Origin of the sequence: Pseudomonas sp. (genome assembly GCF_050739995.1) — a bacterium.
Taxonomy (GTDB): Bacteria; Pseudomonadota; Gammaproteobacteria; order Pseudomonadales; family Pseudomonadaceae; genus Aquipseudomonas.
On sequence record NZ_JBOICG010000140.1, the window covers coordinates 1 to 1,847 of the forward strand.

The 1,847-nt window shown below is 60.7% G+C and carries 1 protein-coding gene and 1 pseudogene; both read left to right on the plus strand.

What is annotated here, in order from left to right:
* Positions 1–240 precede the first annotated feature (240 nt).
* The gene (gene rluB, locus ACRESD_RS04940) at positions 241–1,452 is read left to right on the plus strand and encodes a 23S rRNA pseudouridine(2605) synthase RluB (RefSeq protein ID WP_431749898.1); all 1,212 of its coding nucleotides are present in this window, start codon (positions 241–243) and stop codon (positions 1,450–1,452) included.
* A 202-nt stretch (positions 1,453–1,654) separates the two neighbouring features.
* A pseudogene (locus ACRESD_RS04945) lies at positions 1,655–1,847 on the plus strand (alpha/beta hydrolase); the annotation flags it as partial.

Here is a 1,847-nt window from a genome sequence, read left to right on the forward strand (position 1 = left end):
CAACACATGTATCAACTGACCCACCGCCATCGGGAGCAAGCCCCCTCCCACATTTTGATCTGCTGTAGGCTCACCGATCGGCGGAAAAGTTAATGACTTGGTGCTAATCGACTAGTCTCTGATGCGCAACGCGCGTCATGCGCGTATGATTCGCGACCCTTTGCCGATCTGTTCGGCCAAAGCCCCGCTTTCAATACTCTTCAGGCCATGCCTGAATCGACCCACCGGGAGGTGCTTAAGATGAATGACAAAGACCAGAACGACAGCCAGGAAATCGGCCCAGCAGGCGAAAAGCTGCAAAAGGTGCTGGCGCGTATCGGCGTGGGCTCGCGCCGCGACGTCGAAGCCTGGATCACCCAGAAGCGCATCAAGGTCAACGGCGTCGAGGCCACCCTCGGCCAGCGCGTCGACCTGCACGATGCAATCACCATTGATGGCAAGGTCATCAAGCGTGAAGAGGCCGCTGAATCGGTGCGCCGCGTGATCATGTACAACAAACCTGATGGCGAGATCTGCACCCGTGACGACCCGGAAGGCCGTCCAACCGTGTTCGACAAGATGCCAAAGCCGAAAGAAGGTCGTTGGATCAACATCGGCCGTCTCGACATCAACACCACCGGCTTGCTGATGTTCACCACTGACGGTGAGCTGGCCAACCGCCTGATGCACCCGTCCTACGAGATGGACCGTGAATACGCCGTGCGTGTACGCGGTGAAGTCGATGACGAGATGATCGAACGCCTCAAGGCGGGCGTGGTGCTGGAAGACGGCCCGGCCAAGTTCACTGACATCAAGCAGGCACCGGGTGGCGAAGGTTTCAACCACTGGTATCACTGCGTGGTGATGGAAGGTCGTAACCGTGAAGTACGTCGCCTGTGGGAATCCCAGGGCCTGGTGGTCAGCCGCTTGAAGCGCGTGCGTTTCGGCCCGGTGTTCTTGAACTCCGACCTGCCGATGGGCCGCTGGCGCGAAATGAGCCAGTACGAAGTCGACATCCTCAGCGCCGAAGTGGGCCTGACGCCGGTCGCGATGCCGCAGATGAACGCCAAGAGCAAAGACAAGCTCGAGCGTATGCAGCGTAAATCGTCGCGCCCTGTGGCCCGTACCGAACGCGTTGCCCGCACTCTGCGCCCGGCACTGAATGCCCCGGCGACTGGCGGTCGTATTTCCCGCGAGCCGAACATCGAAGGCGAGCGCCGCCCAACCGCGCCATCGCGTCAGGAAGGCGAGCGTGCTCCACGTGCGCCACGTCCTGCCCCGTCAGGTGGTCGCAGCAACCGTGGTGAAGCGGATCGCCCAGCCGACAACGCCAGCACCAAGCGTCCAGCCAAGCCGGCGGCGAACAAGCGCCCAGGCCCGAAACTGGTCGCGGACGAACCGTCGGGCAAGCGCCGTGGCGCTCCGGCCGGTTCCGGTCAGCGTCCTGGTTTTGGTCGCAAGAAGCCGCAGTGATTTAATCGCCGCATAAAAAACGCCAACCCTCGGGTTGGCGTTTTTTATGCCTTGGAATGCGGTCAAAAATGTGGGAGCGGGCTTGCTCGCGAAGGCTGCGTGTTAGTTGATGCATGTGTTGCCTGATACTCCGCCTTCGCGAGCAAGCCCGCTCCCACATTTGGATCGCCGCAAGTCCTGCAGTTTTTATAGGGCCTGAATAATGTTGAAAAAACGCCTGCAAGTGTTCACCCTGGCCATCGCGACGCTGCTCGCAGCCTGCTCCCCGATCAAAGTGCTCAACGCACTCACCCCCACCAGCACCTTCACCAAAACCTCCTCCCTCGCCTACGGCGATGACCCCCGCCAGAAACTCGATATCTACCGCCCCGTTACCGCCTTGCCCGACGCACCCG